Raw genomic sequence first — 22536 nt, 5'->3', positions numbered from 1 at the left:
CCGCTCAGGCCTCGACCCACATCGGACGCCAGTCCGGCACCTCGTGGAAGCGCCGCAGCTCCGCCACCCCGGACAACATCCCGCCCCAGGCCGCGTACGGCGGGCGCTCGGCGTCGAAGCCGCTCTGCACGAGCGTCAGCCGCGTCCGGCCGGCGGACCCGGCGAGCTCCCACGAGCTCACCCCCGGGCCGCCCCAGTCGACGGAGAACCGGCGCTCCGGCTCCAGCTCCAGCACCTTGGCCGGCGACGGGTCGTTCGCGAACCCGCCCATGGCGAACCGGCCCCCGACGTACGGCTCGATCTCGATCGGGAACCCGAACCACTTGGTGACCGTCTCCGAGTCGATCAGCGACTCGAAGACCTGGGCGGGCGCCGCGTCGATGGTGACCTCGGCGCGCAGCTCGCGCGCGGTGAAGTCGACGCGCGGCGTGAGCGGCCGGCCCTCGACGTGCTCGGCCAGGCTGGCCAGGACCTGGTACCAGTACGTCTGCAGCACGCCGCGGATGCTCGCGCCGGTGACGACGTCCTGGAAGTCGTAGTGCGACTGCGACACCGAGACGATCGTCGCCGACTCGCCGTCCTCCTCGACCGTGATGCCGGCGGTCGTCTCGACCCCGTCCAGCAGCCAGGCGAACTGCACACTGCGGTCGTCGGCCGACAGCACCCGCTGGTGCGGCGCGTCGCCCTCCGGCGTCGTACGCCCCCAGAACTCGAACCGGTCCGGCAGGTCCACCTCGGCGTGCTCGGCCAGCCAGACGCGCGCCGCGGCCGAGTCGGTCAGCGCGTGCCACACCTCCTTGACCGGCGCGTGGACGCGGACCTTCGCGATCATCGGCTCACTCATGCTCTTCTCCCTTGGGGTAACAGGCCACGGCGAGCTTGAAGGCGTCACCCTCAGCGCCGCCGTAACGAGTGAAAAGCTCCTGCAGCATGCCCTGCAGGTCGTTCAGGAACTGCTGGCGGCTCTCCGGACGTACGTGGATCTCTCCGGACAGGCCGATGGACGGCAGCTCGGGCGCGTCCCGGTCGAGCGCGGCGATGTCGGCCTGGACCTCCTCCATGAGGTCGAGCAGGTAGCCCAGGCTCAGCTCGTCGCGTGCCTTGCGCAGCCCGATCCGCCCGACCAGCCGCGGTGACAGCCAGTACGAGCGGGCGCCGGCCTGGTAGATGCCCTCGTGGATGCCGCGCACCTTGCGCTCGGACACCAGGTCCACGAGGCCCGCCTCGACCAGCCGCTTGACGTGGTAGTAGACCCGCTGCGGCGTCTGCCCGAGGCGTTCGGCGACCTCCGAGCACGTGCGCGGCTCGGCCAGTTGCCTCAGCACTTCGACCCGCTGCGGCTTGAGCAGCGCCTCGGCCTGCTCGATCTGTTCCAGATACAGGACATCTCTCATCGCAAAACCAATCTTTTACGTAAAAATCCTCTTTGTCAATGGGATCTGCGGGATCGCCGTGAGGACTCAGAGGGCCCACAGAGCGCCGCGTGACGGCGGGTCACGGGTGAAGGGTCAGCGGCCGTGCCCCTGGAGGGCCCTCAGCCGCAGTACGGCGGATGGCCCGACCACGCGAAGCCGTGAAGAAACAGCAGAACCCGCACCGGAACAGGCGGCCACAACCGCACAGGCCCCGGGAAACAACGACCGGAGGCAGTCCGGTCTACGGCCAGGAGCTGTCCTGGTCGGGGTCGCCGCCGGCGGAGAGGAGGCGGAGGTCGCTCTCGACCATCATGGCGACCAGCTCGTCGAACGACACGCTCGGCTCCCACCCCAGCTGCGCCCGCGCCTTCTTCGGGTCGGCGCACAGCAGGTCCACCTCCGCCGGCCGGTGCAGCGCCTGGTCGACCACCACGTGCCGCTCCCAGTCCAGCCCGGCGGCCGTGAAGGCGGCCTCCACCAGCTCGCGCACCGACTTCATCCGCCCGGTGCCGATCACGTAGTCCTCGGGGCTGGCGGCCTGCAACATCAGGTGCATCGCCTTGACGTAGTCGCCGGCGTAGCCCCAGTCGCGGCGCGCCTCCAGGTTGCCCAGCCGCAGCTCCGTGGCCAGCCCGAGCTTGATCCGGGCCACCCCGAGCGTGACCTTCCTGGTCACGAACTCCGCGCCGCGCCGCGGCGACTCGTGGTTGAACAGGATGCCCGACACCGCGAACATCCCGTACGACTCGCGGTAGTTCTGCGTGAGGAAGTGCCCGTACGCCTTGGCCACCCCGTACGGCGAGCGCGGGTGGAAGGCGGTGCGCTCGGTCTGCGGCGTCTCGGTGACCTGCCCGAACATCTCCGACGACGAAGCCTGGTAGAAGCGGATCTGCCCCGACGGTGACGATCCCCCACCTCTCGACACGCCCGAACACACCCGGATGGCCTCAAGCATCCGCAGGACGCCCATCCCGGTCACCTCGGCGGTCAGCTCGGCCTGCTCCCACGACATGGGCACGAACGAGATCGCCCCCAGGTTGTACACCTCGTCGGGTTGAACGCGTTCCACCGCGGAGATCAGCGACCCCTGGTCCAGCAGGTCACCCCGTACCACCTGGACGTCGGCGAGCAGCTTGCGCATGCGCGAGACGCGCGGGTTCGCCTGTCCGCGGGCCAGCCCCCACACCTCGTACCCCTGGTCGAGCAGGTGCTCGGCCAAGTAGGAACCGTCCTGGCCGGTGATGCCGGTGATCAGAGCGCGCCTGGCCAAGGGGTCCTCCAACTATCACGTAGGTACGGTGGCCCGCACCGCGTCCCTTTGGGACGGGAATGTACAGCTAAGCGCCTGGACGCAGCACCAAGCCACCTAGAACATGTTTCACCGAACCACGCTCGGTTACCTTAATGTCGCAGTTCGCACGGCCTGTGGAGACTGTTGTGAACAATTCCAGGTGACCTACCGAATGGTAGCCTTCTCGGACTAAGGTCATCTTTCACGGTACACGCCCGCCTCTTGGGGCCTTACCGCAGAAAACATGGGCCTACCGGCGGAGAAAGGGGTGTCCGTGAGCGAGGCGCTGCGGATCGCGCTGCTGTCCTATCGCAGCAAGCCCACCTGCGGCGGGCAGGGCGTCTACCTCCGGCACCTGAGCCGTGAACTGGTCGCGCTCGGTCACCACGTCGAGGTGTTCTCCGGACCGCCCTACCCCGAGCTGGACGAGGGCGTCGTCCTGCGCAAGGTGTCCAGCCTCGACCTCTACCGGGACGAGGACCCGTTCAGGACCCCGAAGCTGGCCGAGTACCGCGACTGGATCGACCTCCTGGAGGTCGGCACCATGTGGACGGCCGGCTTCCCCGAGCCGCTGACCTTCACCCTGCGCGCCTACCGCGAGCTGAAGAAGCGGGTGGGCGACTTCGACGTCGTCCAGGACAACCAGACCCTCGGCTACGGCCTGCTCGGCATCCAGAAGCTGTTCCCCGTGGTCGGCACGATCCACCACCCGATCAGCGTCGACCGGCGGATCGAGCTGGAGGCCGCCACCGGCTACAAGAAGCTCACCATGCGCCGCTGGTACGGGTTCGTGAAGATGCAGTCCCGCGTCGCCCCCAGGCTCAGCCCGATCCTCACCGTCAGCGAGTCGTCGCTGGCCGACATCCACCGGGACTTCAACGTCCCGCAGGCCAACATGCGGCTGATCCCGCTCGGCGTGGACACCCGCTACTTCCACCCGCGCCCGGACAAGCCGCGCCGCAAGGGCTCGATCGTCGCGGTCGCCAGCGCGGACTCGCCGATGAAGGGCGTGGCCACGCTGCTGCGCGCGGTCGCCAAGCTGGCCACCGAGCGCGACGTGAACCTGACCGTCGTCAGCAGGCCCACCCCCGGCGGCCCGACCGAGCGGCTCGTCCAGGAGCTCTCGTTGCAGGACCGGGTGCGTTTCGTGCACGGCATCTCCGACGACGAGCTGGGCGAGCTGATCGCCACCTCGGAGATCTCGGTGGTCCCTTCGCTGTACGAGGGCTTCTCGCTGCCCGCCGTCGAGCACATGGCCTGCGGCACGCCGCTGGTGGCCAGCCGTACGGGCGCGCTGCCCGAGGTCGTGGGCGACGCGGCCGTCCAGGTGCCGCCGGGTGACGCCGAGGAGCTGGCCGCGGTGCTGCGCCGCCTGCACGACTCCCCCGAGGAGCGCGAGCGGGTGGGCAAGGCCGGCTACGACCGCGTCATGGAGCGCTACACCTGGCACGTCGTCGCCAAGCGGACGGTCGAGGCGTACCGCGAGGCGATGGCGGCGCACAAGAGCCGCCGCTGACCCCCGTACGAAAAGCCCCAAGAGCTGATCAAGGAGAAGCGACAAAGTGCTGACCGTGGACTTCGACCGGCTCCCCGTGGGCCCCGGCGTGCGTGTGCTCGACCTGGGCTGCGGCGGCGGCAGGCACGCCTTCGAGGTGCTGCGCCAGGGCGCCGACGTCGTCGCCTTCGACATGGACCAGTCCGAGCTGGACAACGTGGCGGCCATGTTCGTGGCGATGGACAAGGCGGGCGAGGTGCCGCTGGGCGCGACCGGCGAGACCGTCCAGGGCACGGCGCTGGACATGCCGTTCGAGGACGGCGGCTTCGACCGGGTCATCGCGGCCGAGGTGCTGGAGCACATCCCCGACGACATGGCGGCCATGCGGGAGATCTTCCGCGTGCTCAAGCCGGGCGGCACCGCGGCGATCACCGTGCCGAGCTTCCTGCCCGAGCGCATCTGCTGGGCCCTGGACGAGGACTACCACACCGCGCCGGGCGGCCACGTGCGGATCTACACGCTGGCCGAGCTGTCGGCCAAGCTCAAGTCCGTCGGCTTCGAGATCGGCCCGCACCACCACGCCCACGGCCTGCACGCGCCCTACTGGTGGATCAAGTGCGCGGTGGGCGTCAACAACGACGACCACCCGGTCGCCAAGGCGTACCACGAGCTGCTGGTGTGGGACATCATGAAGCGCCCGGCCGCCACCAGGATCGCCGAGGCGCTGCTCAACCCGCTCATCGGCAAGAGCGTGGTCCTCTACGTCAAGAAGCCATGATCTCCCGCGAGGAGGTCGTCCGCACGGCCCTCAGCATCGCGGCCATCCAGCAGGACGACGGCGGCGTGCCCTGGCCCGAGGGGCACGTGGACGCGTGGAACCACGTCGAGTGCCTGATGGGCATGTGCGTGGCCGGGCTGGCCGAGCCGGTGCGGCGCGGCTGGGAGTGGCTGGCCCGCCACCAGCGCCCCGACGGCTCCTGGCCGATGAAGCTGCTCGACGGCGTGGCGGCCGAGGCGGGCGGCGAGTCCAACCACGCCGCCTACGTGGCCGCCGGCGCCTGGCACCACCATCTCGTCACCGGCGACCGTGAGCACGCCGAGCGGTACTGGCCCATGGTCAAGGCCGCCCTCGACTACGTGGTGGGCCTGCAGACCGAGCGCGGCGAGATCGTCTGGGAGCGGGACGCCCACGGCCGGCCCGCGGCGTACGCGCTGCTGACCGGGTGCGCCTCGATCCACCAGGGCCTGCGCTGCGGCGTGCTGCTCGCCGACCACCTGGGCGACCCGCAGCCGCACTGGGAGCTGGCCGCCGACCGGCTCGCCCACGTGCTGTCGGCGCACCCGGAGGCGTTCGCCGACAAGAGCCGGTTCTCGATGGACTGGTACTACCCGGTGCTCGGCGGCGCCGTACGCGGCCGGCAGGCGTTCGAGCTGCTGGAACGTGAGTGGTCCACGTTCGTGGTGCCGGGGCTCGGCATCCGGTGCGTGTCCGACCAGCCGTGGGTGACCGGGGCCGAGACGTGCGAGCTGGTGCTGGCCCTGGACGCCATGGGCGACCGTACGCGGGCCGCCGCGCTCTTCGCCGACGTGCAGCACCTGCGGCACGAGGACGGCTCCTACTGGACCGGCTGGCAGTTCGTCAACCGCAAGCACTTCCCGCACGAGCGTTCCGGCTACACCGCGGCCGCGGCCGTCCTCGCCGCGGACGCGTTGCAGCGCCTCTCCCCCGGTTCCGGGCTGTTCCGCGACATCGCGGGCACGTCGGTGTCCGATCCGGAGGCGTGCGGGTGCGTGGAGCGGCAGTCCTTCAGGTCGGCGCCCCCCGGCTGACCCGCCGCAGATGGCGCAAGGGCTTTTGCGGGTTCTTTGCCGGGGACATCCGGTGCGCCGCCGGTGAACGGCGCAATGGGGTTACTAGCTTCGTGTCTGGCCGTAGGAGGCGTCTTCGGGGGAAGCGTGGGCGACACGGGCACAACAGCGTTCTTGGACCAGGTCAGGATCGAGCTGACACTGTCCCCGGCGAGGGGGCTGCGGAGGTTTCTGACCAAGGATCCTTCGGAGTCCGATCTGAGCCGGCGCAGGTTCCGGTCGCGCGCCGGGGCTCCCCGAACAGTCTTCGCGGATGCCGAAAAGTCGTACGTATTCGGCTTCAACGCGGTGATGTCGCGGGAAGTCGAGAAGATCGAAGAACTATCACCTGAGCAGCGGCCTTACGGCTACGAGGGCGCGGCGGCGGCCTGCACCGTGCTCGACCTGCTCACCCTGACCCGGGGCCGGCGCCTTCACGAGCTACTGGCCGGCCCCGCCCAGCATCACCGCCACGCCGCGTACGTCGGCGCCGGACGCGGCTACGCGCTGCTGCGGCTGCGTCCGGTCTGGGGCGCGCGGCGGGCGCACCCGCTGATGCGCTGGCTGGCCGTGGACGGCTTCGGCTTCCAGTGGAGCCTGTCGCGCGCCGACCGCATGGTGGGCCGCAGGAGCATGCCCGACCTGCTCACCCGCGCCCACTGCGCGGTCTTCGACCAGGGGCTCGGACGGCTGCTGTGGTACCACGACTGCGCCTCGCCGGACGACGTCGGCGCGCGGATCGCGGGCTTCCCGGCGACGCGGCGGGCCGACCTGTGGAGCGGCGTGGGGTTCGCGGCCACGTACACGGGCGGCGCCGACAGCGACGAGCTGTGGTGGCTGACCGAGCACGCCGGGGCCGACGGCTTCCGCGCCCACCTCGCACAGGGCTGCGCCTTCGCGGTCACGGCGCGGCTGCGGTCGGGGGCGCTGCCGGACCACGCGCGGCTGGCCGTGCCGATCCTGGCCGCCGTCGCGCCCGACGAGGCCGCCGCGTGGACCGACCAGGCCCTCCTCGCCCTCGGCCACGACGCCCACACGCACGAGGACTTCCAGCGCTGGCAGGCCCACACCCGCAGGTCGTGGAACCGCCGCCACCGTGGCTAGACGCGTTCCGGAACGCTTCTGCCCGGATGCCATGCCCGACGCGTTCGAGGACGCGCGGCGAGCCCTCGGCTAGATGCCCGGGGCCACGCGTTCGAGGACGCGCAGCGAGCCCTCCACCGACACCTCGCGGAAGGCGCCCGACGCGAGGGCCCGCAGGTAGACCCGGTACGGCGCCTGCCCGCCGTCGGCCGGGTCGGGGTAGATGTCGTGGAAGACCAGCGCGCCGCCCTCCATGACGTGCGGCGCCCAGCCCTCGTAGTCGCGGGTGACCGGCTCCTCGGAGTGGCCGCCGTCGATGAAGAGCATGCCGAGCGGCGTGTTCCACAACGCGGCCACCCGGTCGGACCGCCCGACGACGGCGATCACCTCGTCCTCCAGCCCGGCGGCGGCGATCGTGGCGCGGAAGACGGGCAGCGAGTCCATCCGCCCGAAGCGCGGGTCCATCAGCGTCGGGTCGTGGTGGGCCCAGCCCGGCTGGATCTCTTCCGAGCCCCGGTGATGGTCGACGGTGACGACCACCGAGCCGACGTGCCGGGCCGCCGCGCCGAGGTAGATCGCCGACTTGCCGCAGTAGGTGCCGATCTCGCAGACCGGGCCGCGACCGCCGTACCGGCAAGCCGCCTCGAACAGGGCCAGACCCTCCTTCGGCGGCATGAATCCCTTGGCGTGCTCCGCTGCGAGGAGCAGCTCCGGCGGCATCGTCATAGGCATGCACCCTAGCCGAACCGAACAACATTCCAGCGACCTCTTGCCGTGCTTCTTTGCAACCTGTTCTACTTGGCACGTGAATCAGCGCGCTCGCATCGCGATGTCCGACGACGAGGTCACGGCGTTCCTGGAGGGTTCGCGGAAGGTCCAGCTCGCGACCATCAACCCCGACGGGACACCGCATCTGGTGACCATGTTCTACGGGCTGGACGAGGGCCGCATCGCCTTCTGGACGTACGGCAAGGCGCAGAAGGCACGCAACCTGGCCCGCGACCCGCGGGTGAGCTGCCTGGTCGAGGCGGGCGACGACTACGACGAGCTCCGGGGCGTCCTGGTGTACGGCGTCGCCGAGCAGGTGGACGACCGCGACCGCGTGCTCGGCATCGGCATGGCGATCGCCCGCAGGATGACGCCGGGCGTCCCGGACGACCTGCTGAGCCCGTACGTCGAGCAGACCGGGAGGAAACGGATCGCCTACGTCGTCGAGCGCACCAAAGTGGTCTCATGGGATCACAGGAGGCTCACATGAAGGTCAAGGTCGATGAACTGGTCTGCGAGGCCAACGCCGTGTGCATGGGCCTCGCGCCCGAGGTGTTCGAGGTCGATGACGACGACCAGCTCCACATCCTGCTCCCCGAACCACCCCCCGAAATGCGGGACCGCGTCCGCAGCGCGGTCAGGTCCTGCCCGAAAGCCGCCCTGTCGCTAGAGGACTAGCCGTAGCCGGAGGAGGAACCCCATGCGCGCCGCGATCCTGCACGCCGTAGGCAACGACAAGCTGGACATCCGCGACGACATCACCCTGGCCCCCGTCGGGCCGACCGATGTCCGCGTACGGATCAGAGCCACAGGCGTGTGCCACTCGGACCTGTCGGCCATGTCCGGCGTGCTTCCGCAGCCGGTGCCGCTGGTCCCGGGCCACGAGGGCGCGGGCGAGGTGGTCGAGGTGGGCGAGCACGTCACGTCGGTCGCGCCGGGCGACCACGTCGTGATCAGCTGGCGCCCGGCCTGCCAGACCTGCGACCTGTGCGTGGGCGGGCAGCCGTACATGTGCATGAAGTACGTCATCGAGTCCTTCAGCAAGGGCAACTTCCGCTTCGGCGGCGACAACGCGACGGCGTTCGGCATGGCGGGCTGCGGCACCTGGGCCGAGGAGGTCATCGTGCCCTGGCAGGGCGCGATCAAGATCGACGAGGACGTGTCGTGGGAGGCGGCGGCCCTGATCGGCTGCGGCATCACGACCGGCGTCGGCGCGGCGATCAACACCGCCAGGGTGCGTCCCGGCTCCACGGTCGCGGTGATCGGCTGCGGCGGCGTCGGCCTGTCGGTCATCCAGGGCGCCCGCCTCTCCGGCGCCAGGACGATCCTCGCCATCGACCCGCTGGAGTCCAAGCACGCCCTGGCCAAGAAGGTCGGCGCGACGCACGCGATCACGCCCGAGCAGGTCCCCGAGGCCCTGAACGAACTGACCGGCGGCAGCGGCTTCGACTACGGCTTCGAGGTCGTCGGCAAGGCGGCGACCATCCAGAGCGCCTGGCAGATCACGCGGGCGGGCGGCGACGTGGTCGTGGTCGGCGCCGGCGCGGTGGACGACATGGTCTCCATCTCCGCCTTCAGCCTGCTGTTCGAGGGCAAGAAACTGCTGTCCAGCCTGTACGGCGAGGCCGACGTGCGGCACGACTTCCCGTACTTCGCCAAGCTCCACAAGGCGGGGCAGCTCGACCTGGAATCGCTGATCAGCGCCCGCATCCGGCTCGGCGACCTGAACGACGCCGTCGCGGCCCTGCGGGGCGGCGAGGTGCTGCGCCAGATCGTCATCATGGACTGACACCGCCCCCCAGCCCGCCGAGGCCGGAAACCGGGCCCCCGGTTTCCGGCCTTCGCGGTCGCGGAGCGATCGGCGACCCTGGTCGCATCCCCTTGCTGTCGCAGCCCATTGCTAAGGAAACTTTCCTAATAGATACTCCGGGTTGAGTGCCCACACCCCCCAAGGAGTATCCATGCTTCGTCGCGGCCTCGCCCTGCTCTCGCTCGCCTCCGCCGCCCTGCTCGCCGTCGCGGCGCCCGCCCAGGCAGCCGTCGTGGACGTGCCCTTCGGGCCGCTCTCGATCGGCGACTACTGTCACGCCAAGGTCAACTCGGCCTCGTGGATCGGCTTCTACGAGTCCGGCGGCCTGCGCTGCTACACCGAAGGCCCCGGCGGCACCAGGGCCTACGCGGGCTCCGGCGACCCCTACCTGGCCTGCAAGTTCCTCACGACGGACGTGGTGATGTCCGCGCTGCGCGGCACGTCCGACGCCCTGATCTGCCGCGTCGTCCGCTGACCGCCCCCGGCGGCACGGCCCCGGGAGCGGCCCCCGCCCCCACCGTGCCGCCCCGGCCGTCAGGCGTCACCGGGGGCAGGGTTTTCCCTCGTGGGCGGCCTTGGCGGCCAGCGTGATGACCGAGTCGAGCTTGTCGCGCGCCTTGACCAGCTCGCCGATGCGGTCCTCGATGCGGCTCCGCTCGGCCGAGAGCCGGCCGAGCAGCTCCGGGGTCACCTGGCCGCTCTCCACGCACGGCATCAGGTCCACGATCGACCGGCTCGCCAGGCCGGCCGCGTAGAGCTGCCTGATCAGCCAGACGCGTTCCACCGCGCTCTCGGGGTAGTGCCGCTGGCCGCCGGAGCTGCGTTCGGAGACGAGCAGGCCCTGCTCCTCGTAGTAGCGCAGGGCCCGTACGCTCACGCCCGCCCTGGTGGCGAGCTCGCCGATGCGCATGGCGGCTCCCGCCGTGATCCTGCTCACAACACTTGCCTCTCACGTCAACGTCAGGTTTTAGCGTAGCCCCGAACCCGACACCGACCTGCCAGGAGGCAGTCATGGACATCTCCGGATCCGTCGCCCTCGTGACCGGCGCCAATCGCGGCATCGGCCGCCACTTCGTCACCCAGTTGCTGGAGCGGGGGGCGAAGAAGGTGTACGCCGCCGCCCGCAGGCCCGAACTCGTCGCCCTCCCGGGCGTCGAGGTGCTGCGCCTGGACATCACCGACCCGGCCTCCGTGTCGGCCGCCGCCGAGGCCGCCCAGGACGTCACCCTGCTGGTCAACAACGCGGGCATCGCCACGTTCACGAACCTCGTCGACGGCGACCCGGCGAGGATCCGCCAGGAGATGGACACGCACTTCTACGGCACGCTCGGCATGGTCCGCGCGTTCGCCCCGATCCTGGGCGGCAACGGCGGCGGCGCCATCCTCAACATGTTGTCCGCGCTGTCCTGGTTCTCCCACGACGGCGCGAACGCCTACAGCGCCGCCAAGGCGGCCGCGTGGAGCCTGACCAACGGCGTCCGCCTCGAACTGCGCGCCCAGGGCACCCTCGTCACCGGCGTGCACCTCGGCGCCGCCGACACCGACATGATGGCCGGCTACGAGGGCCCGACCCTCGACCCCGCGGACGTGGCCGGGGCCGCGCTCGACGGCGTCGAGGCCGGCCGGTGGGAGGTGGTCGTGGACGAGTGGAGCCGCACCGTCAAGGCGTCCCTGGCGGCCGACCCCGGCCTGTTCTACGCGCTCTGAGCGCGCGGCGGGGCCGACCGTCGAGGGCGGCTCAGGACGGCAGGAGAGTGTCGAGGGGGACGGCGGGGTCGGCGAGCCCGGCCCGGTCCACGGGCTTGCGGGAGCGGATGAGGGCCTGGGTGTGGTCGGTGACGTCCCAGACGTTGACGTTCATCGCGGCCAGCACCTTGTCCTCCTCGTCCAGCCAGAACGCGATGAACTCGCGGGCGTCCAGGTCGCCGCGCACCACGACGTCGGGGGTGTGGCCGGGCGGGATGTGGCCGACGTACTCCATGCCCAGGTCGTACTGGTCGGTGAAGAAGTAGGGCAGCTTGTCGTAGGCGTCCTCCCGGCCGAGCATCGCGCGGGCGGCGGTGGCGGGCTGGTTGAGCGCGTTCGCCCAGTGCTCGACCCGGACGTGGTGGCCCAGCAGCGGGTGGTAGGCGTTGGCGATGTCGCCGGCCGCGAAGATGTCGGGGTCGGAGGTGCGCAGGTCGGCCCCGACCTTGACGCCGTCCTCGACGGTCAGCCCGGCGGCCCGGGCGAGGGCGGTGTCCGGGTCGGCCCCGACGCCGGCCACGACGACGTCCGCCTCGACGTGGGCGCCGCCTTCGAGCAGGACCCCCGAGTCGGTGATCTCGGCGGGGCGGGCGTCGAAGAGGAAGTTCACGCCGTGCTCGCGGTGCAGCGCGGTGAACACCTGGGCGACGTACGGCCCCAGCACGCGCAGCAGCGGCGCGGACGCCGTCTCGATCACGGTGACCTCGGCCCCGGCGGCCCGCGCGGCGGCGGCCACCTCCAGCCCGATCCAGCCGGCTCCGAGGATCGCGACGCGACCGGCGCGGGCCAGGGTGGCGCGCAGGCGTTCGCTGTCGTCGACGGTACGCAGGTACAGCACGTCGGACCGGTCGGCCCCGGGGATGCCGGGACGGCGCGGCCGGGAGCCGGTGGCCAGCAGCAGCTTGTCGTAGCCGAGCCGCTCGCCGCCGGTGAGCGTGACCTGGTGGCCGCCGGGGTCGATGGCGGTGACCTCGACGCCCAGCCGCAGCTCGACGTCGTGCTCGGCGTACCAGGAACGGTCGTGGACGAAGATCTTGTCGCGTTCGGTGCCGCCCTGGAGGTAGTCCTTGGACAGCGGCGGCCGCTCGTACGGCAGATGGGTCTCGCTGCCGACCAGCACGAGCCGGCCGTCGAACCCCTCCTCACGCAGGGCCTCCGCGGCCTTGGCGGCGGCGAGGCCGCCACCGGCGATCACGATGGTCACGGGTTCGGGCATGGTCGGATCTCCTCTTCCTGTCCTGGACGACGGGCTCGGCGCCCGGACGGGGCCGGGCATCGACGCGATGATCGCGGCGCACCTCAGCTCTTACCCACACCGAGCGCGCTGAGCCCGCCGCCGGCCCCGGCGTGTGCCGGGACCCGGGTTCGGGCAAGGGTTGCGCATTGGCCGGTCCACAGCCGGGCGGGCGCTCTATCTTGGGACCCTCCAGCTCCGCCGGAGCGGCGACGTGGTCGGGGAAGGCGTCTGATGGTCGCAGCCATCGCCAGGGTCCATGGCCTGTCGGCAGCGCTGGTCCCGTGCGCGTACGGGGCCGCGGTGCTGACGCTGACCTGGCTGACCCAGGACGGGAACCTGGGCGACGTGATGTACGGGGACCTCGCCATGATCGTCATGGCCTTCCCGCTCTACCTCGCCGCCGGCCCCCTGAACGGCACACTGCTCCAGGCGGTCCGTCCGAGGCCGTACGACGACCCCGCCTACGGATGGGACTACCCCTACAGCTGGGACTACGTCCTCATGGCGTGGCCGGGGGTCGTCATGGCGGCCCTGCTGGCGGTCCTGCTGGCACGTCGGCGCACCCGTACGGCGGGCCGGGTGCTCGGGTGGCTCTCGGCCGCGGCCGTCACCCTGGTGGGGGTGGCGACCACCTTCGACGGCTGGGGACCGCGCCGGCCGTTCGGGTGGCCGTTCCTCGTCTACGGGCTGGCGATGATCATCGGGTTGATGACCGCGCGGAGCCCGGCCACGAAGAAGACCGCCACCCCGGACGTCTAGCACGGTCCCCCGGTGGGCCGGACGTCCTACGTGGTGGAGAAGGCCGCGTCGAAGGACGTGGCGGGCGGCGTGATGGAGTTGAGCCTCCTGATGTACCCCAACGCCTCCCGGGCCCCGTCCAGCCGGTCCATGCCCGCGTCCTCCCACTCGATCGAGATCGGGCCGTCGTACCCGATCGAGTTGAGCGCCCGGAAACAGTCCTCCCACGGCACGTCCCCGCGCCCGGTGGAGACGAAGTCCCAGCCCCGGCGCATGTCCGCCCAGGGCAGGTGCGACGACAGCCGCCCCTTCCGCCCGTCGCCGATCCGCACCCGCGTGTCCTTGCAGTCCACGTGGTAGATCCGGTCCTTGAAGTCGAGGATGAACGCCACCGGGTCCAGGTCCTGCCACACCATGTGCGACGGGTCCCAGTTCAGCCCGAACGCCGGCCGATGCCCGATCGCCTCCAGCGTCCGCTGCGTCGTGTAGTAGTCGTAGGCGATCTCGCTCGGGTGGATCTCGTGCGCGAACCGCACCCCCACCTCGTCGAACACGTCGAGGATCGGGTTCCAGCGGTCGGCGAAGTCCTGGTACCCGGCCTCCACCATCGAGGCCGGCACCGGCGGGAACATGGCCACGGTGTGCCAGATCGACGACCCCGTGAACCCCACCACCGTGTCCACGCCGAGCGCCGCCGCCGCCCTGGCCGTGTCCTTCATGTCCTCGGCCGCTGCCCGCCGTACGGACTCGGGGTCGCCCGAGCCCCAGATGCGCGCGGGCAGGATCGCCTTGTGCCGCTCGTCGATCGGATGGTCGCAGACGGCCTGGCCGACGAGATGGTTGGAGATCGTCCACACCTTCAGGCCGTGCTTGTCGAGCTGGGCGCGCTTGTGCTCCACGTACGACGGGTCCGCCACGGCCTGCGCCACGTCGAAGTGGTCACCCGAGCAGGCGATCTCCAGGCCGTCGTAGCCCCATTCGGCCGCCAGCCTGCACACCTCCTCGAACGGCAGGTCCGCCCACTGCCCGGTGAACAGCGTTACTGGTCTCATCAGTCCTCCACAGGGGTGTACCGGCTGCCGTCGGCCGCGCTCGCCTCCACCGCCGCCAGCACGCGCTGCACCCGCAGCCCGTCGGCGAACGACGGCGAAGGGTCGGTTCCGGCCGCGACGGCCTCCAGGAAGTCCTTGATCTCGTGGGTGAAGGTGTGCTCGTAGCCGAGCCCGTGCCCCGGCGGCCACCACGCGCCGACGTAGGGGTGGTCGGGCTCGGTGACCAGGATCCGCTCGAACCCGCCCCCGCCCGCGCTGAACCACAGCTCGTTCATGGACTCGAAGTCGAACGCCAGGCTGCCGAGCTGCCCGTTGATCTCGATGCGCATCGCGTTCTTGCGCCCGGTCGCGAACCTGGTGGCCTCGAAGGAGGCCAGCGCGCCGCCCGACATCCGCCCGATGAACAGCGCGGCGTCGTCGACGGTGACCGCCCCCCGCTCCTCGGTACGCGAGCCGCCCAGCCCCGCCGACTCCCCGGCCAGCGGACGTTCCTTGACGAACGTCTCCGTCAGCCCCGACACGCCCACCACGTGCTGGCCGGTGACGAACTCGGCGGCGTCCACGATGTGCGAGCCGATGTCGCCCAGCGCCCCCGCGCCCGCCTTGTCCTTCTGCAACCGCCACACCAGCGGGAACTCCGGGTCCACGATCCAGTCCTGGAGGTACTGGGCCCGTACGTGCCGGATCTCGCCGAGCCTGCCCTCCTCGACGTACCGGCGGGCCAGCGCGACCGCGGGGACCCGCCGGTAGTTGAAGGCCACCATGCTCCTGCCCGGCGCCTCGGCCGCCGCCGCGACCATGGCCTCGGCCTCGGCGACGGTGTTGGCCAGCGGCTTCTCGCAGATCACGTGCTTGCCGGCGCGCAGCGCGGCGACGGCGATCTCGGCGTGCGAGTCACCCGGCGTGCAGATGTCGACGATCTGCACATCGTCCCGCCGTACGAGCTCTCTCCAGTCCGTCTCGACGTCGGCCCAGCCGAGCCGGGCCGCCGCGGCCGCGGTGTGCTCCTTCGACCGGCCCGCGAGCACCGCCATGCGCGGCGTGAGCGGCAGGTCGAAGAACGCGCCGACGCTCCGCCACGCCTGGGAGTGGACGCGGCCCATGAACGCGTAGCCGATCATGCCCACGCCGATGGTGGTCTTGTCTGACATGCAACCCCCGATCAGGATTCGAATCCGAGCGCCAGATACTTGTCGACGTTCTCCTTGGTGATCGTCTCCGACGCGAGGGTGATCGACTGGGGGACCTGGTTCTCCACGAGGTCACTCATGCCCTTGCCCTGCGCGATCAACCTGGCGAGCCTGATGGCCGAGGAGGCCATCGTGGGACTGTAGGTGACGGTGGCCTTGAGCACCGAGGTGCCGGCCTGGATCTCCTTCATCGCGTTCAGCGAGCCGGCGCCGCCGACCATGACGAACTCGTCGCGGTTGGCCTCCTTGATGGCGGCCAGCACGCCGATGCCCTGGTCGTCGTCGTGGTTCCACAGGGCGTCGATCTTCTTGTGCGCCTGCAGCAGCGAGGTCGCCACCTGGTTGCCGGTCTCGACGGTGAACTTGGCGTCCTGCTTGGCCGTGACGCTGAACCCGTACGTCTTCAGCGCGTCGGCGAAGCCCTTGCTGCGGTCCTGGGTCAGCGGCAGCGTGGCGATGCCCTGGATCTCGACGATCACCGGGTTCGCGACGCCCTTGTCCTTGAGCTGCTTGCCGATGTAGTGCCCGGCCGCGACGCCCATGCCGTAGTTGTCGCCGCCGATCCACGTGCGGTAGGCCAGCTTGTCCGGGAACACCCGGTCGAGGTTGATGACCGGGATGCCCGCCTGCGCCGCCTGCAGCGCGACCTGGTTGAGCTGCTGGCCGTCGTTCGGCAGGATGACCAGGGCGTTCACCTTGGCCGCGATCAGCGACTCGACGGCCGAGATCTGCTGGTTGATGTCGTTGGTCGGCTCGACGGGCTTGAAGTCGACGTCGCCGTACTGCTTGGCCGCGGCCTCGGCGTTCTTGGCGATGGCCGCGATCCAGCCGTGGTCGGCGGCCGGGGCGGAGAAGCCGATCGTCACCTTCTGACCGGGTTCGTCGTTGCCGCTCGCGGCGGGGGCGGGCGCGGGCGCCGCCGAGGTGGGTGCGGCCGCGGGCTCGTTGCTGGTGCAGCCCGCAGCTAACAGCACCGCCCCGCCGACGAGGAATCCCCTGCGCGCGACGTTCTCACTCATATTGCTCTCGCTTTCAGGTTCCGCCGCTGGAGAAGGACGGCGACGACGATGATCAGGCCCTTGGCGATCAGCTGGTCGCTGGTGTTGAGCCCGTTGAGGATGAACAGGTTCGTGATGAGGGTGAAGATCAGCAGGCCCAGGATCGAGCCGATGATCGTCCCCCGGCCTCCGGTGAGCAGGGTGCCGCCGATGATGACGGCGGCGATGGCGTCGAGCTCGTACAGGTCGCCGTGGGTGGACGAGCCTGTCGTCGTGCGGGCCATGATGAGGATCGCGGCGACGCCGCAGCAGAAGCCGGACAGGGCGTACAGGAGCATCGTGTGCCTGCGTACGTCGATGCCGGCCAGCCTGGCCGCCTCGGGGTTGCCGCCGACCGCGTACGTGCGGCGGCCGAACGTGGTGCGGTTCAGGACGATCCACCCCAGCACCACGACCAGGGCGAACACGTAGACCAGCAGCGGGATGCCGAGCAGCCGCGTGGTGGACAGCTGCACGATGCCCTCGACCTGGATGAGCTGCGTCTTCCTGTTGGACATGCGCTGGGCCAGGCCGCGGGCGGCCACGAGCATGGCGAGGGTGGCGATGAACGGCACCATCCGCCCGTAGGCGATCAGCAGCCCGTTGACCAGCCCGGCCCCGGTGCCGACGAGGATCGCGCAGACGGCCATCACCACCGGCCCGTACGACTGGGTGGCCAGTGTGGTCGCCCACACCGAGGCCAGGGCCATGACCGCGCCGACGGACAGGTCGATGCCACCGCCGATGATCACGAAGGTGGCCCCGACGGTGATCACGCCGATGGTGGCGGCCAGGGCGAGGATGCTGACCAGGTTGGAGGTGGTGGCGAAGTTGTCGAACCGGGTGACGAGGCCGACGACCACGAGCAGCGCCAGCGCGCCCAGCAGGCCGAGATGGCGGACCTCGGCGATCCCGTTCAGCAGGGACGGTCTCGGCCGGGCGACCCCGGCGGCGGGTCGTTCGGGCGCCTCAATGGGGTCGCTCATCACGCGGCCCTCCCATCCATGATCATATCGAGTACGCGGTGCTCGTCCAGGCCGGCCGCCTCGCCCTGGTGGATGACGGCGCCCTCGCGCAGCACGAGCACCCGGTCGGCCAGGCCGAGCACCTCGGGCACCTCGCTGGAGACCAGCAGCACGCCGATGCCCTGGTCGGCCAGGTCGCGGATGACGGCGTACAGTTCGGCGCGGGCGCCGACGTCGACGCCGCGGGTGGGCTCGTCGAGCAGCAGCAGCCTGCGTCCGCCGAGCAGCCAGCGGGCGAGCACGGCCTTCTGCTGGTTGCCGCCCGACAGGGTCCTGATCGGGCGTTCGGGGTCGGGCGGGCGGATGTCGAGGAGCTCGGCCAGGCGGGCGGCCTCGGCCCGCTCGCGCCGGCGGTCGATCCAGCCGAACCTGGAGAACTCCGGCAGCGTGCCGAGGGTGATGTTCGCGGTGACGCTCTGGTCGAGCATCAGGGCCTGGGCCTTGCGTTCCTCGGGGGCCAGGCCCATGCCCTGCCGGACGGCGCCGGTCACGCGGCGGCTCGCCGGGCGGCCGGCGAGCGTGACGCGGCCGGAGGCCGGACGGGCGCCGTAGACCGCCTCCAGGATCTCCGAGCGTCCGCTGCCGACGAGCCCGGCCAGCCCGACGATCTCCCCGGCGCGGACGGAGAAGGAGACGTCGGCGAACAGGCCGGGCGCGGTCAGGTTCTCGACGCGCAGCACCTCCTCGCCGGGGGGCCGGGTGGGGCGGGGCGGGAAGACGTACTCGACGTTGCGGCCGGTCATGAGGGAGACGATCCGGGCGGTGGGCGTGTCGCGGGCGGGCAGGCCGACGGCGACGGTGCGCCCGTCCTTGAGCACGGTGACGCGGTCGCCGATCTCGCGGATCTCCTCCAGCCGGTGGGAGATGTAGACGACGGCCACGCCCTGGGCGGTGAGCTCGCGGATGATGCGGAACAGGTTGGCGACCTCGTCGTGGGCCAGGGCGGCCGACGGCTCGTCCATGATGATCAGGCGGGCGTCGTGGGAGAGGGCGCGGGCCATCGAGACGACCTGCTTGGCGGCCGGCGAGAGCCGTCCGACCTCGGTGGACGGGCGGATCTCGCCGTGGCCGAGCCGTTCCAGCACCTGGCGGGCGGCCCGGCGGCCGGCCTGGCGGTTGACGAAGCCGAAGCGGGCGTGCTCGTGGCCGAGGAAGATGTTCTCGGCGACGCTGAGGCCGTCGACGAGGTCGAGTTCCTGGTAGATGGTGGCGAAGCCGAGCCGGATGGCGTCGATCGGGCTGCTCGGCCGGACCGGCTCGCCGTTGAAGACGATGGTGCCCTCGTCGGGCTGGTGGGCGCCGGCCAGCACCTTGATCAGGGTGGACTTGCCCGCGCCGTTCTGGCCGAGCAGGCAGTGCACCTCGCCCGCCCGTACGTCGAGGTCGACCCCGTCGAGCGCGCGCACGCCGGGGAACTGTTTGACGATGCCCTTCATGACCAGCATCGGGGGTCCCCTTCAGGCGTTGACGATGCGGTTGATGTTGTCCGGTGACAGGTAGTGCTCGATGGCGAGCAGGCCCGCGCCGAGTGCGGCGGCGTTGATCCCGGTGCGGCTCGGGGTGATGGACAGGTGGTGGGTGGCCAGCGGCAGCGACCGGCGGTAGATCGTCTCCCTGATGCCGGCGAGCAGGTGTTCGTGGACGCGGGACAGCGCGCCGCCGATGACGATGACCTCGGGGTTGAAGAAGTTGACCAGCCCGGCCAGCACCTCGCCGATGAGCCGGCCGGCCTCCCTGACCAGCCGCAGCGCCTGGGTGTTGCCCGACTGGACGAGCGCGACGACGTCGGCGCCGCTCTCGGCGGCCAGCCCGAGCTCGGCGAGCCGGCGGGCGATGGCGGCGCCGCCGGCCACGGCCTCCAGGCAGGCGCTGTTGCCGCAGCGGCAGCCGGCGTCGTCGTGGCCGCTGACGCGGATGTGCCCGATGTCGCCGGCCGAGCCCTGGGCCCCTCTGTGGAGCTTGCCGTCGGCCACGATGCCGCAGCCGATGCCGGTTCCGACCTTGACGAACAGCAGGTGGCTGGTGCCGGCGAAGGCGTTGCGGTGCTCGCCGAGCGCCATGACGTTGACGTCGTTGTCGACCAGCACCTGGATGCCGTCGAAGTACTCGGGGACGGGGTAGTCGTTCCAGCCGGGCATGATCGGCGGGTTGTTGGGGCGGCCGGTGGCGAACTCCACCGGGCCGGGCACGCCGATGCCCATCGCGCGCAGCGCGGCGCGTGGGCGTCCGACCTCGGCGAGCAGCCGGTCGAGCCGCTGGTCGACGTGGGCGAGCACCTTCTCGGGGCCCTCGCCGATCTCCAGCGGGTCCTCGCATTCGGCCAGCAGGCCGCCGGTCAGGTCCATGAGCGCGACCCGGCAGTGGGTGGCGCCCAGGTCGACGCCGGCGAAGGCGTGCTGCTCGGTGTGCAGGCGGAGCTGGCGGGGCGGGCGGCCGCCGGTGGACTCGCCGCTCTCGGTCTCCTCGACGAGGCCGCGCTCGATGAGCGCGTCGACGCGCTGGGAGATCGTGGATCTGGCCAGTCCGGTGAGGCGCGCGAGATCGGAACGGGTGGTCGCCGATCCGGCGCTGATGAGCGTCAGGACGTCGGCAGCCGAGCCCGGCTGGGGGGTCATGCGGGAACAATAAGATCACTCATGCGGCAAATCAAGAGTCTGATTCGACCGAACTTCCCAGACTTATGCCGAAGATCGAACAAAGCCTGCCATGTGACGCCCGCCGAAACCTCCCCGAACGCGCGGAAGCCGGCCGCCGCCCGGACGGGCGGTGACCGGCTTCCGGCAGGTGCGGGCGCTAGAGCATGGCCTTCATCGAGTCGCCGGCCGTCAGCACGTACGGCTGCTCGGCCATCACCGACCCCCAGTTGTCGGCGATCGCCTCGGGCGTGAGGTCGTCGGTCTTCCAGCCCGGCCCCTCGGCCACGAACACGCGGGCCACCCGCCCGCCGCCGACGGTGAACACCTCTCCGCTCGACTCGCACGAGTCGTGCGCGAGGTAGGCGACCAGCGCGCTCACCCGCTCGGGCGTGAACTTCGCCTCGAACTCGGCCGGCAGCAGCGCCTCGGTCATCCTGGTCCAGGCGATCGGCGCGATGGCGTTGGCCTTGATGCCGTTGCGCGCGCCCTCGATGGCCAGCGTCTTGGTCAGGCCCACCAGGCCCATCTTGGCCGTAGAGTAGTTGGCCTGGCCGAAGTTGCCGAACAGGCCGGCCGGGCTGGAGGTGTTGACGATCCAGCCGTGCCCGGCCTCCTTCATCAGCGGGTACGCGGCCTGGCTGACCAGGTACGACCCGCGTACGTGCACGGCCAGCACGCCGTCGAAGTCCTCGACCGTCATCTTCCCGAACGACCGGTCGCGCAGGATGCCCGCGTTGTTGACGACGATGTCGACCCCGCCGAACGCGTCGACGGCCGTCTGCACGAGCGCCCTCGCGCCCTCGGGGGTGGCGACGTTGTCGGCGTTGGCGACGGCCTGGCCGCCGTTCTTGGTGATGAGCTCGACCACCTCGGCCGCCGGGCCGGTGGAGGCGCCGGTGCCGTCGAGGGCGCCGCCGAGGTCGTTGACCACGACCTTGGCGCCCCGCTCGGCGAGCAGGAGCGCGTGCGCCCTGCCGAGGCCGTGCCCGGCGCCCGTGATGATCGCGACCCTGTCATCGAACCGAAGCATCGAACCTCCAGAGCAAGAGAACAACATTCTGGTAGGAGTACGATAACCGACCGGCTCAGGCGCGTCTCCAGAGCTCGGGCTCGCCCTCCTCCCTGCGTACCCTGCCCCGTCCGGCCAGCCACACCAGGTGGGCCAGCGTCTCGTTGTTGGCCGCGCGGCGCATGAACGGCGGGATCGTCTCCCAGGGCCGCGACCAGCTCAGCCGGGTGGCGACCTCCCAGCAGGTCACGCCGTCGTCCTCGCCGACGACCCGGTCGATCTCGGCCAGCCGCTCGTCGTGGTGCGCCAGCACGTGGTCGACGCGTCCGGCCAGCTCCAGGAAGCGGTACTCGTGGCCGGGCAGCACCTCGTCCACGTCCAGGTCGCGCACGGCGGCCAGCGAGCCGAGGTAGTCGGCCAGCGGGTCCGGGCCCGACTGGGGGTGCACGGCCACGATCGGCGTGATCTTCGCCAGCACGTGGTCGCCGGACAGCAGCAGCCGGCGCCCCGGCGAGAGGAAGCACAGGTGGCCGGGCGTGTGCCCGGGGGTCCAGACGGCCCGCAGGTCCCAGCCGGGCAGCCCGAGGTCCTCGCCGTCCTCGATCAGCCGGTCGGGGCGGGCCATCGTGACCATGTGCCTGATCATCATGGAGGCCCCGGCCAGCTCGTCCAGGCTCAGCTCGGGCACGCCGGAGCGCCGGAGCAGGGCCCGCTCGCGCTGGACGAGCGAGTCGATGGCGTCGTCGTCGTACCGCTCGCGCACGAGGCCCGCGTCGGCCGGGTGCAGCCCGATCCAGGCGCCCGACGCCTCGCGGACGCGCCCCGCCAGGCCGTAGTGGTCGGGGTGCAGGTGGGTGACCAGGACGGCCTTGACGTCGGCGATCCCGTAACCGGCCACGGCCAGCCCGGCGGCGAGGGCGTCGTACGCCTCGTCGGTGTTCCAGCCCGCGTCCACGATCGCCACGCCGTCGGGCAGTTCAAGGGCGTAGACGAGCACGTACCGCAGCGGGTTGACCGGAATGGGCACCGGGATCGACCACAATCCCGGCCGGACCCGCTCGACCTCGGGAACCGCCCCACTCACCCATGCCTCACGCTGCGCCACGCTGGAAGGAGTCACCACGAACTTCGCCATGGCCCCGAATATAGTTCTGGT

General features: G+C 71.0%; 24 protein-coding genes. 10 read left to right on the top strand and 14 right to left on the bottom strand.

Annotated features, from left to right (window positions below):
- Window positions 1–4 precede the first annotated feature (4 nt).
- The 3 genes from ABZ815_RS13600 to ABZ815_RS13590 all read right to left on the bottom strand — a co-directional run bounded on the left by ABZ815_RS13600 (window position 5) and on the right by ABZ815_RS13590 (window position 2685).
- Window positions 5–844, bottom strand: coding sequence for an SRPBCC family protein (locus tag ABZ815_RS13600; RefSeq protein WP_357697406.1), 840 nt, complete (start codon window positions 842–844; stop codon window positions 5–7).
- Window positions 837–1394, bottom strand: coding sequence for a helix-turn-helix domain-containing protein (locus tag ABZ815_RS13595; protein ID WP_357697404.1), 558 nt, complete (start codon window positions 1392–1394; stop codon window positions 837–839). Before ABZ815_RS13595 ends, ABZ815_RS13600 begins: the two co-directional genes overlap by 8 nt.
- A gap of 262 nt (window positions 1395–1656) precedes the next feature.
- The gene (locus ABZ815_RS13590; protein ID WP_357697402.1) at window positions 1657–2685 is read right to left on the bottom strand and encodes a GDP-mannose 4,6-dehydratase; all 1029 of its coding nucleotides are present in this window, start codon (window positions 2683–2685) and stop codon (window positions 1657–1659) included.
- A 265-nt stretch (window positions 2686–2950) separates the two neighbouring features.
- On the opposite strand from ABZ815_RS13590, the gene ABZ815_RS13585 reads away from it, so the two are divergent.
- The 4 genes from ABZ815_RS13585 (at window position 2951) to ABZ815_RS13570 (ending at window position 7153) form a co-directional block, all read left to right on the top strand.
- Complete coding sequence (locus ABZ815_RS13585) at window positions 2951–4222, top strand: glycosyltransferase family 4 protein (RefSeq protein WP_357697400.1); 1272 nt, start codon at window positions 2951–2953, stop codon at window positions 4220–4222.
- 46 nt (window positions 4223–4268) lie between these two features.
- On the top strand, window positions 4269–4979 hold the full coding sequence (locus tag ABZ815_RS13580) for a methyltransferase domain-containing protein (protein WP_357697398.1): 711 nt from the start codon (window positions 4269–4271) through the stop codon (window positions 4977–4979).
- Window positions 4976–6031 (top strand): prenyltransferase, encoded by a 1056-nt coding sequence (locus ABZ815_RS13575; protein ID WP_357697396.1) that lies wholly within the window; start codon window positions 4976–4978, stop codon window positions 6029–6031. The genes ABZ815_RS13580 and ABZ815_RS13575 overlap by 4 nt, the downstream gene beginning before the upstream one ends.
- Window positions 6032–6106: 75 nt before the next feature.
- Window positions 6107–7153 (top strand): DUF1702 family protein, encoded by a 1047-nt coding sequence (locus ABZ815_RS13570; RefSeq protein WP_357697394.1) that lies wholly within the window; start codon window positions 6107–6109, stop codon window positions 7151–7153.
- Between the two features lie 69 nt (window positions 7154–7222).
- Here the strand turns inward: ABZ815_RS13570 and ABZ815_RS13565 are convergent, their stop codons facing one another.
- Window positions 7223–7864 carry a class I SAM-dependent methyltransferase gene (locus ABZ815_RS13565; protein WP_357697392.1) on the bottom strand — a complete coding sequence of 214 codons (642 nt, stop codon included), beginning with the start codon at window positions 7862–7864 and terminating at the stop codon, window positions 7223–7225.
- A 73-nt stretch (window positions 7865–7937) separates the two neighbouring features.
- On the opposite strand from ABZ815_RS13565, the gene ABZ815_RS13560 reads away from it, so the two are divergent.
- From ABZ815_RS13560 to ABZ815_RS13545, 4 genes are all read left to right on the top strand, one after another.
- Window positions 7938–8390 (top strand): pyridoxamine 5'-phosphate oxidase family protein, encoded by a 453-nt coding sequence (locus ABZ815_RS13560; RefSeq protein WP_357697390.1) that lies wholly within the window; start codon window positions 7938–7940, stop codon window positions 8388–8390.
- The gene (locus ABZ815_RS13555) at window positions 8387–8578 is read left to right on the top strand and encodes a ferredoxin (RefSeq protein WP_357697388.1); all 192 of its coding nucleotides are present in this window, start codon (window positions 8387–8389) and stop codon (window positions 8576–8578) included. Before ABZ815_RS13560 ends, ABZ815_RS13555 begins: the two co-directional genes overlap by 4 nt.
- A 22-nt stretch (window positions 8579–8600) precedes the next feature.
- On the top strand, window positions 8601–9689 hold the full coding sequence (locus ABZ815_RS13550; RefSeq protein WP_357697386.1) for a Zn-dependent alcohol dehydrogenase: 1089 nt from the start codon (window positions 8601–8603) through the stop codon (window positions 9687–9689).
- Between the two features lie 172 nt (window positions 9690–9861).
- Entirely contained in the window at window positions 9862–10185 is a 324-nt protein-coding gene (locus ABZ815_RS13545; protein ID WP_357697384.1) for a hypothetical protein, read from the top strand.
- A gap of 66 nt (window positions 10186–10251) precedes the next feature.
- Here the strand turns inward: ABZ815_RS13545 and ABZ815_RS13540 are convergent, their stop codons facing one another.
- A complete protein-coding gene (locus ABZ815_RS13540) occupies window positions 10252–10620 on the bottom strand; it encodes a MerR family transcriptional regulator (protein ID WP_357697768.1) in 369 nt (122 codons plus the stop codon).
- Between the two features lie 101 nt (window positions 10621–10721).
- Between ABZ815_RS13540 and ABZ815_RS13535 the strand changes: the two genes are divergently transcribed.
- Window positions 10722–11417, top strand: a complete 696-nt coding sequence (locus tag ABZ815_RS13535) for an SDR family oxidoreductase (protein WP_357697382.1) — start codon at window positions 10722–10724, stop codon at window positions 11415–11417.
- Window positions 11418–11448: 31 nt separating this feature from the next.
- Here ABZ815_RS13535 and ABZ815_RS13530 read toward each other — a convergent pair whose 3' ends face one another.
- Window positions 11449–12672: an FAD-dependent oxidoreductase gene (locus ABZ815_RS13530; RefSeq protein ID WP_357697380.1), complete on the bottom strand. Its 1224-nt coding sequence runs from the start codon at window positions 12670–12672 to the stop codon at window positions 11449–11451.
- Between the two features lie 252 nt (window positions 12673–12924).
- On the opposite strand from ABZ815_RS13530, the gene ABZ815_RS13525 reads away from it, so the two are divergent.
- Window positions 12925–13452, top strand: a complete 528-nt coding sequence (locus ABZ815_RS13525; RefSeq protein WP_357697379.1) for a hypothetical protein — start codon at window positions 12925–12927, stop codon at window positions 13450–13452.
- 26 nt (window positions 13453–13478) lie between these two features.
- Here ABZ815_RS13525 and ABZ815_RS13520 read toward each other — a convergent pair whose 3' ends face one another.
- The 8 genes from ABZ815_RS13520 to ABZ815_RS13485 all read right to left on the bottom strand — a co-directional run bounded on the left by ABZ815_RS13520 (window position 13479) and on the right by ABZ815_RS13485 (window position 22515).
- Window positions 13479–14486: a sugar phosphate isomerase/epimerase family protein gene (locus ABZ815_RS13520; protein ID WP_357697766.1), complete on the bottom strand. Its 1008-nt coding sequence runs from the start codon at window positions 14484–14486 to the stop codon at window positions 13479–13481.
- Window positions 14483–15634 (bottom strand): Gfo/Idh/MocA family oxidoreductase, encoded by a 1152-nt coding sequence (locus ABZ815_RS13515; protein ID WP_357697377.1) that lies wholly within the window; start codon window positions 15632–15634, stop codon window positions 14483–14485. The genes ABZ815_RS13520 and ABZ815_RS13515 overlap by 4 nt, the downstream gene beginning before the upstream one ends.
- Window positions 15635–15645: 11 nt before the next feature.
- A complete protein-coding gene (locus ABZ815_RS13510; RefSeq protein ID WP_357697375.1) occupies window positions 15646–16692 on the bottom strand; it encodes a substrate-binding domain-containing protein in 1047 nt (348 codons plus the stop codon).
- The gene (locus ABZ815_RS13505; RefSeq protein ID WP_357697373.1) at window positions 16689–17696 is read right to left on the bottom strand and encodes an ABC transporter permease; all 1008 of its coding nucleotides are present in this window, start codon (window positions 17694–17696) and stop codon (window positions 16689–16691) included. Before ABZ815_RS13505 ends, ABZ815_RS13510 begins: the two co-directional genes overlap by 4 nt.
- Window positions 17696–19180, bottom strand: coding sequence for a sugar ABC transporter ATP-binding protein (locus ABZ815_RS13500; RefSeq protein WP_357697371.1), 1485 nt, complete (start codon window positions 19178–19180; stop codon window positions 17696–17698). Before ABZ815_RS13500 ends, ABZ815_RS13505 begins: the two co-directional genes overlap by 1 nt.
- Before the next feature lie 12 nt (window positions 19181–19192).
- The gene (locus ABZ815_RS13495) at window positions 19193–20350 is read right to left on the bottom strand and encodes an ROK family transcriptional regulator (RefSeq protein WP_357697369.1); all 1158 of its coding nucleotides are present in this window, start codon (window positions 20348–20350) and stop codon (window positions 19193–19195) included.
- 178 nt (window positions 20351–20528) lie between these two features.
- Entirely contained in the window at window positions 20529–21401 is an 873-nt protein-coding gene (locus ABZ815_RS13490) for an SDR family oxidoreductase (RefSeq protein WP_357697367.1), read from the bottom strand.
- 55 nt (window positions 21402–21456) lie between these two features.
- On the bottom strand, window positions 21457–22515 hold the full coding sequence (locus ABZ815_RS13485; protein ID WP_357697365.1) for an MBL fold metallo-hydrolase: 1059 nt from the start codon (window positions 22513–22515) through the stop codon (window positions 21457–21459).
- Window positions 22516–22536: the final 21 nt, after the last annotated feature.

Source organism: Nonomuraea sp. NPDC047529, from assembly GCF_040642995.1.
Classification (GTDB): Bacteria; Actinomycetota; Actinomycetes; order Streptosporangiales; family Streptosporangiaceae; genus Nonomuraea.
This window is presented reverse-complemented; position numbering and strand designations above follow the sequence as displayed.

Bases quoted from the DNA above. Each gene is read 5' to 3' on its own strand.
- ABZ815_RS13575 (WP_357697396.1), top strand. From the start codon at position 4,976: ATGATCTCCCGCGAGGAGGTCGTCCGCACGGCCCTCAGCATCGCGGCC.
- ABZ815_RS13545 (WP_357697384.1), top strand. From the start codon at position 9,862: ATGCTTCGTCGCGGCCTCGCCCTGCTCTCGCTCGCCTCCGCCGCCCTG.
- ABZ815_RS13535 (WP_357697382.1), top strand. From the start codon at position 10,722: ATGGACATCTCCGGATCCGTCGCCCTCGTGACCGGCGCCAATCGCGGC.
- ABZ815_RS13485 (WP_357697365.1), bottom strand. From the start codon at position 22,515: ATGGCGAAGTTCGTGGTGACTCCTTCCAGCGTGGCGCAGCGTGAGGCA.
- ABZ815_RS13550 (WP_357697386.1), top strand. From the start codon at position 8,601: ATGCGCGCCGCGATCCTGCACGCCGTAGGCAACGACAAGCTGGACATC.
- ABZ815_RS13530 (WP_357697380.1), bottom strand. From the start codon at position 12,672: ATGCCCGAACCCGTGACCATCGTGATCGCCGGTGGCGGCCTCGCCGCC.
- ABZ815_RS13515 (WP_357697377.1), bottom strand. From the start codon at position 15,634: ATGTCAGACAAGACCACCATCGGCGTGGGCATGATCGGCTACGCGTTC.
- ABZ815_RS13500 (WP_357697371.1), bottom strand. From the start codon at position 19,180: ATGCTGGTCATGAAGGGCATCGTCAAACAGTTCCCCGGCGTGCGCGCG.
- ABZ815_RS13585 (WP_357697400.1), top strand. From the start codon at position 2,951: ATGGGCCTACCGGCGGAGAAAGGGGTGTCCGTGAGCGAGGCGCTGCGG.
- ABZ815_RS13600 (WP_357697406.1), bottom strand. From the start codon at position 844: ATGAGTGAGCCGATGATCGCGAAGGTCCGCGTCCACGCGCCGGTCAAG.
- ABZ815_RS13490 (WP_357697367.1), bottom strand. From the start codon at position 21,401: ATGCTTCGGTTCGATGACAGGGTCGCGATCATCACGGGCGCCGGGCAC.
- ABZ815_RS13570 (WP_357697394.1), top strand. From the start codon at position 6,107: ATGGGGTTACTAGCTTCGTGTCTGGCCGTAGGAGGCGTCTTCGGGGGA.
- ABZ815_RS13505 (WP_357697373.1), bottom strand. From the start codon at position 17,696: ATGAGCGACCCCATTGAGGCGCCCGAACGACCCGCCGCCGGGGTCGCC.
- ABZ815_RS13540 (WP_357697768.1), bottom strand. From the start codon at position 10,620: ATGCGCATCGGCGAGCTCGCCACCAGGGCGGGCGTGAGCGTACGGGCC.
- ABZ815_RS13525 (WP_357697379.1), top strand. From the start codon at position 12,925: ATGGTCGCAGCCATCGCCAGGGTCCATGGCCTGTCGGCAGCGCTGGTC.
- ABZ815_RS13595 (WP_357697404.1), bottom strand. From the start codon at position 1,394: ATGAGAGATGTCCTGTATCTGGAACAGATCGAGCAGGCCGAGGCGCTG.
- ABZ815_RS13510 (WP_357697375.1), bottom strand. From the start codon at position 16,692: ATGAGTGAGAACGTCGCGCGCAGGGGATTCCTCGTCGGCGGGGCGGTG.
- ABZ815_RS13495 (WP_357697369.1), bottom strand. From the start codon at position 20,350: ATGACCCCCCAGCCGGGCTCGGCTGCCGACGTCCTGACGCTCATCAGC.
- ABZ815_RS13555 (WP_357697388.1), top strand. From the start codon at position 8,387: ATGAAGGTCAAGGTCGATGAACTGGTCTGCGAGGCCAACGCCGTGTGC.
- ABZ815_RS13565 (WP_357697392.1), bottom strand. From the start codon at position 7,864: ATGCCTATGACGATGCCGCCGGAGCTGCTCCTCGCAGCGGAGCACGCC.